6 protein-coding genes are annotated in these 7,710 nt (G+C 73.6%); all 6 read right to left on the bottom strand.

The genetic code is table 11. The features are described from left to right. Positions 1-416 precede the first annotated feature (416 nt). Entirely contained in the window at positions 417-1,400 is a 984-nt protein-coding gene (locus tag AB0B35_RS39105) for a glycosyl hydrolase (protein WP_361056090.1), read from the bottom strand. 1 nt (position 1,401) lies between these two features. After that, on the bottom strand, positions 1,402-2,154 hold the full coding sequence (locus AB0B35_RS39100; RefSeq protein WP_361056087.1) for an SAM-dependent methyltransferase: 753 nt from the start codon (positions 2,152-2,154) through the stop codon (positions 1,402-1,404). 53 nt (positions 2,155-2,207) lie between these two features. Further along, positions 2,208-3,944, bottom strand: a complete 1,737-nt coding sequence (locus AB0B35_RS39095; RefSeq protein ID WP_361056085.1) for a polysaccharide biosynthesis C-terminal domain-containing protein — start codon at positions 3,942-3,944, stop codon at positions 2,208-2,210. Beyond that, a complete protein-coding gene (locus AB0B35_RS39090; protein ID WP_361056082.1) occupies positions 3,941-4,813 on the bottom strand; it encodes a sulfotransferase in 873 nt (290 codons plus the stop codon). The genes AB0B35_RS39095 and AB0B35_RS39090 overlap by 4 nt, the downstream gene beginning before the upstream one ends. Positions 4,814-4,908: 95 nt before the next feature. Next, positions 4,909-6,159 carry a hypothetical protein gene (locus AB0B35_RS39085; protein ID WP_360521923.1) on the bottom strand — a complete coding sequence of 417 codons (1,251 nt, stop codon included), beginning with the start codon at positions 6,157-6,159 and terminating at the stop codon, positions 4,909-4,911. A gap of 36 nt (positions 6,160-6,195) precedes the next feature. Next, positions 6,196-7,707: a hypothetical protein gene (locus AB0B35_RS39080; protein ID WP_361056079.1), complete on the bottom strand. Its 1,512-nt coding sequence runs from the start codon at positions 7,705-7,707 to the stop codon at positions 6,196-6,198. Positions 7,708-7,710: the final 3 nt, after the last annotated feature.

Raw genomic sequence — 7,710 nt, 5'->3', positions numbered from 1 at the left:
AAACGCTCGGCTGGGACACCCCAGCCGAGCGTTTCACCAAACTGCTCAACACCACCAACTAACCAGCAGTGTTGCAACGACCACTGGAATCCACCCGCTCCGCGATGTAGAAGGTGCCCTTGTTAACGCTTCGGGTCTGTGACCAGCGGGTTCGTCCGCGGTTCGGGGCGGCGATGCGGCTCGGGCCCACCGCGGGGCCTGACCGGGCTCGCAGGGTAGGCCGCCTCGACTGCCACACCCGGCACGGCGTCTCTGCCCCCGAACGCAGATCTCCACCGCGCCGTCGCGGTGATCATGAAGTTGGGGCAGTGACACGCCGTCGAACCGTGCCATAAGTTCATGATCAACGCGGCGATGCGGGCGGTGGCGCGGTGGTGCGGTGGTGCGGTGGTGGGGCGGTGGGGCGGTGGGTGGGGTCAGCGGCGGAAGTGGGGGTGGGTGGCGGTGTCGCGGAAGGCTTCAAGGGGGGCCGGGTCGGGGCGGAGGGCGAATTCGCCGGCCGGGGTGCGGTTGTCGGGGTTGGACTCGAAGTAGAGGACGGCCTTGATCTGGGTGTTGCGGCGGAAGACCTCGGCGGCGTCGCGGAGCCAGGAGGCGCGCTGGCCGGCTGTCCAGGCGCGGGAGACGCCGTACTCGCCGATCATGATGGGGTGGGGGTGGGCGGCGGCCCAGCGGAGGAACGGTTCGAGCAGGTCGCCGAGGGGGGTCAGGTCGGAGCCGGCGTACACGTCGACGCAGGTCCAGTCGACCTGGTCGTCGCCGGGGTAGTAGTCCGGGGCGCGGCCGGAGGTGAAGCCCTCCTCGGTGGGGCACCAGACCCAGGACACGTTGTCCGCCCCCTCGTCCGCGAACAGGGCGCGGGTGTGCCGCCAGGCGGCGACGTACTCCTCCGGCGAGCCGACCTCGGCGGTCAGGTTGGGCCGGTCCATCTCCCAGCGCAGCCGCACCAGCACCGGCACGTCCAGCTCGCGCGCCTGCCGGGCGCGCTCGCGGATCTCGTCGTCGTGGTCGCCGAGGACGACCTCGGCGCTGGGCCCGCCGGTCCAGCTGAACATCAGCGTCGCCCCGGACTCCAGGAAAGTCCGGTCGGAGCTGGTGCCGAACTCCTCGCGCAGGCGGCGGTACGTGTTGACGACGTCGAGCCGCCGCCCCAGCTCCTGCTCGAACTCCACGACGCCGGTGACCCGGCCGGCCTGGGTGAGGCTGTCGGGGCGCACCCACGCGCCGAGCAGCGCGCCGGTCGCGGGCGCGGCGACCGGCCCGCCCGCCGCGGCGGGCGCGACGGGGGAGCCGGGCGGCGGGGACACCGCGATGCCGCGGTCCGCCGGGGGAGGGGAGCCGCACGTGGCGAGCATGGCCACGGTGGCCACCCCGGCGAGGATCCGCAGCGGGCGGGTCATGTCAGTCGACGGACCGGGTGCGGCGGGCGACGTACAGCACGTTCACGGCCCACTTGCCGCCCCAGCCGGTGCGGGCGACGACGTCGTCGACGAGCTTGGCCAGGGTGCGCAGCCCGCGCCGGCCGTACCAGCCCTGCGTGAACAGCGCGAAGCCGCGCTGCTCGACGATGGTGAAGCCGTGCCGGTCGAGCAGTTCGGCGACCTCGGTGTGGTCGAGTTCGGCGAACCAGGGCGAGCCGGTGTGCCGGGCGTGGCGCAGGTGGCGCAGCGAGTGCCGGTTGCCGTGGTTCTCCACCACGAGCAGGCCCGCGTCGTAGTTGGGCAGCACCTTCGCGGAGAAGGCGATGGCCCGCTCGCGCACGTCGTTGTCCACGTTGAGCAGCAGCCGGAAGATGGTGACCAGGGCCGGGATCTCGGTCGGCGTCGGGTCGGGCACCTCGCCCTCCGCGGCGACCAGGTGCAGCTCGGCGTACGCGCCGACCTCCTCGGCCTTGGCCAGCATCGCCGCGGACGTGTCGTAGCCGTGCGCGCCGCGGACCAGCCCGTGCAGGATGCGGATGGCCCGCCCGGTGCCGCAGGCGAAGTCGTGCTGCACGGGGCGGCGGTAGGGGAACGCCCGTTTCGCCAGGCGGCGCAGGTAGGCGCGTTGGCGCCGATTTATCGCCGAGGCGTAGCTGTCCGGGGCGTATACGACGTGCTCGTACTTCTCGACCGTCGCCTCGTCCTGGAAGATCTCGGTGTAGTCGGCGCGCATGCGGTTCGTGTTCCTTTTCTTCTCTGAGTGGTGCTGTCGGTGCTTCCGCTCCGCTAGCCCTGCGAAGCGGTCTTGACGGTGTTCCTGCGGCCGGGACGGGCGGCGGCGAGCAGTGCCGGGAGTCCCAGCCGGTCCTGGAAGCGGCGCAGCCCGCCGAAGTAGACCCCGGCGGCGAGCACCAGGGCCGCGCCCGCGCCCACCGGCTGGCTCGGCACGACCAGCCGCACCAGCCAGGGCACCACGCCGAAGCTGGTGGCGGCCAGTGCCATCGCGGTCCGCGTGCCGGAGCCGAAGGGGTGCAGCCGCATCGAGGTGGCGAGCTGGGCCAGCGGCAGCAGGTTGTTGACCGCGACCGCGGCGGCCAGGCCGATGGCGGCTCCGAGCACGCCGAGCCGGGGGATCGCGACCAGGTCGATGGCGACCATGGTGACCAGGGCCAGCAGCACGTTCATCAGGTTCCAGGTGGTGCGCCCGGCCATCGAGAGCACCATGTCGACCATGCCGCAGCCGGTGCTGATCAGCATCGCCGCGGCGAGCACCCGCACGGCCGGGGCGGCCGCGGTGTAGGTCGCGCCGAACAGCCCCAGGTACAGGTCGGCGTAGGTGGCCACGATGAGGTGCAGCGGCCAGCTGATCATCACGAGCCAGGCGGTGGCGGTCTGGTAGAGCCGCAGGGCGCCCGCCCGGTCGCCGACCGAGAGGGTCTCGGCCAGCCGGGGCTGCACCACCTGGGCGATGGAGCCGTTGGCGAGCTGTCCGAGCACGACGAAGCGACCGGCCACGGCGTACGCGGCAGCGGGGGCGAGCCCGGCCAGCCCGGCGACCATGAGCACGTCCACCCGCTGCAGCGCGGTCTGCGCGGCGTTGGCCAGTGCGCGGGGGGCGGTGTAGCGCCAGAACGCGGAGCCCACGGTGCGCCCCTCGATCCGGGCGGCGATCCGGTCGCGGCGGGTCAGCGTCGGCTCGTGGTGCCAGCGCCGCCACACCAGGAACCCGGCGATCGCGGCCCCCGGCACGTACGGCAGCACCCAGGCCAGCGCCCAGGTGGACGGCGGCGAGACGATGTCGGACAGGGCCAGCACGGCCAGCGAGCCCACGCACAGCAGCTGCGTGGCGGGCCGCATGATCTTTTCGAGCAGCACGGTCGGGCGCATCATGCGGTAGCCGCGGGTCGCCGCGAGCAGCGCTTCCGACAGCGCCGCCACCGGCAGGAACAGGGCAAGCATGGTGAGCGGGGCGGCGTACTCGGGCACGAAGCGCTCGGCGGACAGCCATACCGCGATGCCCAGCGCCAGGCCGAGCACCGCGACCGGGACCAGCCCGCTGCGCAGGCACGGACCGATCAGCTCGGGGCGGCCCTGGGCCCGGAGCCGGGCCGGCCAGTAGACCAGTGCTGTCGTCGTGCCCAGCCGCGCGATGCCGCCGACCAGCACGAACGCCGAGGTGGCGGCGAAGAAGGAACCCGCCGCGACCGGGCCCAGCCCGCGCGCGACGAGCCAGGTGACACCGACCCCGGCGACGGCGGCCAGCGCCGCGCCGGCGAGGTTGGCGACGCCACCCCGGGCCAGGCCGGCGGTGTCGCCGGAGCCGCCCGGCGGTGGCGGACCTGCGGAACCCGGCTGACCCGGCAGACCTGGCGGAACGTCGGCGAGCCCGACGCCGCCGCCGCGGGCCGCGCCGGTGTCGCCGCGTACCGCGCCGTTGCCGCTACCAGGGGCCGAGCCCCTGCTGCGGGCTCCGCCGCTGCCGCGCGCCGCGCCGGTGGCCGGTGCTGCTCGGCGCCCGCTCATGCGCGCCAGCTCGGGGTACGGCCCAGCCAGCCGGCCAGCTCGGCGTCATGCGGCGCGTAGTGGGCGGTCAGCTCGGCGCGCAGCCGGGCCGGCATCGGCGCGCTGCGCGGCCGGGCGTTGTGCTGCTCGAACTGCGGGTAGCTCAGCTGCGGCAGGTCGAGGAACGTCAGCACCTCGTCGTAGGTCGGGCGCGGGTCGCTGAAGAAACGTTCGCTCTCCACCACCAGGATCCGGTCGCGGCCCACCTGCTCGGCGAGGCGGCGCAGGTAGACGGCGTACTCGCCGCGCGAGCGGTAGCCGTGGTGCTGGTGCGAGAAGGAGTACGCGTGCTGGTCGGCCAGCAGCCGCTCGCGCTGCCCGCGCAGCCGGGCCGGTTCCAGTTCGAGCGCCTGCGCGAAGTCGGCGACCGTCTCGAAGCCCCGCGCGACCTCGTGCGCGTGCTGGGAGTAGGCGCGCTCGACCGGGTCGCGGACCAGCACGATCAGCTTGACGTCCGGCAGGTCGCGGGCGATGCGCGCACCCGCGTGCGGGTGGTACAGGTAGTACGGGCTGGACTCGAAGGTCTGCGGGCGTACGCCCAGTTCCCGCTCGATGCGGGCGGCGGTGCGCCGCAGCGGGAAGTGCCCCTGGTACCAGGCCCGGCCGCGGTGGTAGCTGGTGTCGAAGTAGTGCACACCTTTGTGCAGCACCGCTTTGAGCACGGCGGGGTGCGCGGCCAGCGCCCGGTAGAGCGAGGTGGTCCCGCACCGCTGACCGCCGCAGATCAGGAACGACGGCAGCATGCGCGCGCCCGAGGTCATCCAGCCGACCGAGCGGGAGCCGATGTGGACCACCCGCTTGACCGACTCGGGCACGTTCGACGTCTTCACTGGCTCTCCATGGGCGGGTTGGCGCGAGACCCGCTCCGGATCCCGCGCAGTCGCCGGGGCGGCGTCAGCTGCACGGGAACCGGAACGGGGTTCATCTAGAGGGACCGGACCTTGCGGATCAGCACGGGCAGCAGCCAGGTGCCGGTGACGCCGAGGCGGGCCCCGGCCTCGGCCTGGCGGTCGCTGAGGTACCGCGTGGCGAGGTCCACCAGGTACAGCAGCGCGACGATCTCGGCGCTGCCGGGCGCGACGTCGAACGGGGCGAGCAGCGCCGGCGCCTGCCGCACCGTGGACTCGACCGCGGTCTGCGCGTCCACCCCGTCCTGGATCTGGCGCTGCAGGTCGTGATGCACAGCGTCGAAGCCGAGCGGCACCCCGGGCGTGAACCGCTCCCAGTCCCAGATCAGCAGCGACTCGGCGACGTTGGCCATGTTCCACGGGGCCCAGTCGCCGTGCCACGCGCCGAAGCGCAGGTTCAACTCCGCGGCGTGCTCGACCAGCGCCCGCGCCGCCTCGAACAGCTGCGCCACCTCGGTCGCGGCCCGGCCCGAGCCCTCGGGGGTGTCGGCGACGAGCTGGCACAGGCGATTGCGCAGGTCCGCCCAGTACGGGCTGGTGGCCAGCCAGCCCTGGGTGAGCCCGCAGGCCCCGGCGACCTCGGCCATGGCGCGCTGCAGCCGGGCGGGCGACAGCGGCACCCGCGGCTCCCACACCGGCAGCGCCGACTGCACCAGCACCTGCATGCCCCGCCACTGGCCGGCGTGCAGGATGCTCGGCACCACGATCTCGGGCAGCTGCACGTGGGACAGCGCGGACAGGGCCGCGGTCTCGGCGCGCACGAGCCGCCGGGTGAGCGGCCCGACCCCGAACTTGGCGAAGCCGATGGTGCCGCCGCGCGGGTCGAGCAGCTGCAGGACCGGTTTGCGGTTGGCGCGCACCGGTCCGATGTGGATGCTGACCTGCAGTGGCGTGCCGAGCGCGGTGGACAGGAAGTGGTCGACGGTGTCGGTGCCGCCCTCCCGGGAGGTCAGCCGGACCCGGTCGCGCACCAGCGTGGACCAGGCGCCGGAGCGAAGCGCCATGGCGACCGCGTCGCGCTTGAGCCGGCCCAGCCGGCCCTGCGGCTCGGAGAACCGGCGCACCGCGGCGGCGGCGACCCGGCGGGAGCCCGCGGGCACCAGCAGCTTGCACCGCCGGGCGTCCGGGATCGCCAGGTACTCCACCACGCGGCGGCCCTCGGTGGCGGTGGAGCAGCCCGGGTAGAGCAGCTCCAGCACCTCGCGCAGGTACTGCCCGCGCAGCTGGGCGTCGCCGGTGTCCACTGCGGCCGTGCCGACCGCGGTCACGCGGGACCCCGGGTTGAACGCTCGCTGCTTGTCACGTCAGCTCCTCCGCTGGTGTCCGTTATGTCCCACGGACTCAACGGAGCTGGGCGCGATCTGGAAGCGGGAGTTGCGCCACAGCACCACATATCCGAGGAACGTGAAGGCCAGCGGCGTGACGAGCGAGTTGTACCAGAGCGCGGCGATGAACGAGCCCGCGATCGCGGCCGAGGCGGCCAGCCCGAGCGCGGAGCGGTCCCGGCGGAACCGCCACAGCGCGAGGCCGAAGAAGCCGAAGTAGGTCAGGGTGCCGGCCAGGCCGTGCGCGTACAGCAGCTGCCACAGCTGGCCGTTGCCGCCGACGGTGAAGTTGCCGCAGCGCTCGCACGCCGCCGACTCGCCGACCGCGATCGACTGCCGGCCGCCCTGGGTGCTGCGGGTCGAGCCGAAGCCGAGCACCGGTGACTCGGCCACGCCCGACACGGCCCGCTCGGTGAGGAACATGCGCACCCCGTTGGACTTGCCGTTGTCGAGGCGGCGCTCGATCACCCCGCCGAGCGGGGTGGTGGCCAGCGCGACGGCCAGCCCGGCCAGCACCACGCCGAGGGCGACCAGTGCTCGCAGCCGTCCCGCCAGCGCCTGGCGCACCGCGATGAAGACCGCCGTCGCGCCCAGGCCGATCCACAGCCCGCGGTTGAGCGAGTGCACGACGGGGATGACCGACACGGCGAGCACGCCGACGGCCAGCAGCCGGGTGCGGGGGCGGCTCGGGTAGGCGAACACCGCCGCCACGAACCACACCACCAGCAGGCAGAAGTTGTTGCCCCAGGTGTTGGTGTAACCCCAGGGCGCGGCGGGGCGCGGCAGCGGGTCGCCGACCAGGTCCATGATCTGTGCGGCGTACGGGTGGACCAGCGACTTCACGAAGCCCTTGCCGCGCACCCCGTCGGGCAGCAGCAGCTCCACCGGCGAGGTGAACTCGAAGTGCCCGGCGAACGTGCCGAGCAGCCCGCCGGCCACGGTCACCGCGAACATCCAGGCCAGCAGGTTCACCAGCCGCCGCTGCGGCAGCACGGCCGCCGACAGGTTGCCGGCGTACACCAGCAGCACCGTCAGGGCCAGGTGCTGGATCAGCTTGTAGACCGGGGCGGTGATCCTCTCGCCGAAGGTGGCCCCGACGGTGCCCGCCGGGTCCACGTCGAGCACGCCGAAGCCGACCACGGTCACCGCGCAGAACGCCAGCCACAGCCAGAACGCGGGTGGCAGCCGCACCGGCAGCCCCGACGCGTGCCGCCGGTAGAGCTGCCAGGCCATCGGCACGGCCATGATCGGGAAGATCAGCACGCCCAGGCCGAGCGCCCACCACAGCGGGTACAGGGCGAGCAGCGCGGTCAGCGGCCAGGCCGGTCCGAACAGCAGGCTGGGGCGGGCCGGTGCGGTGGTCGGCGCGGCGACCCCGTCCGGGGCACCGGCCCGGAGGGCCCAGGAGCCCGTCGGAGCGGCCGCTCGGTGTACATCCGGAGCGCAGCGGAGGATGGGTGACCGATTAAGGCCGCGGAGCGGGCTCCGCATGTC

Source organism: Catellatospora sp. NPDC049133, assembly GCF_040648455.1.
In the GTDB taxonomy this organism is placed as follows: domain Bacteria; phylum Actinomycetota; class Actinomycetes; order Mycobacteriales; family Micromonosporaceae; genus Catellatospora; species Catellatospora aurea.
This window is presented reverse-complemented; position numbering and strand designations above follow the sequence as displayed.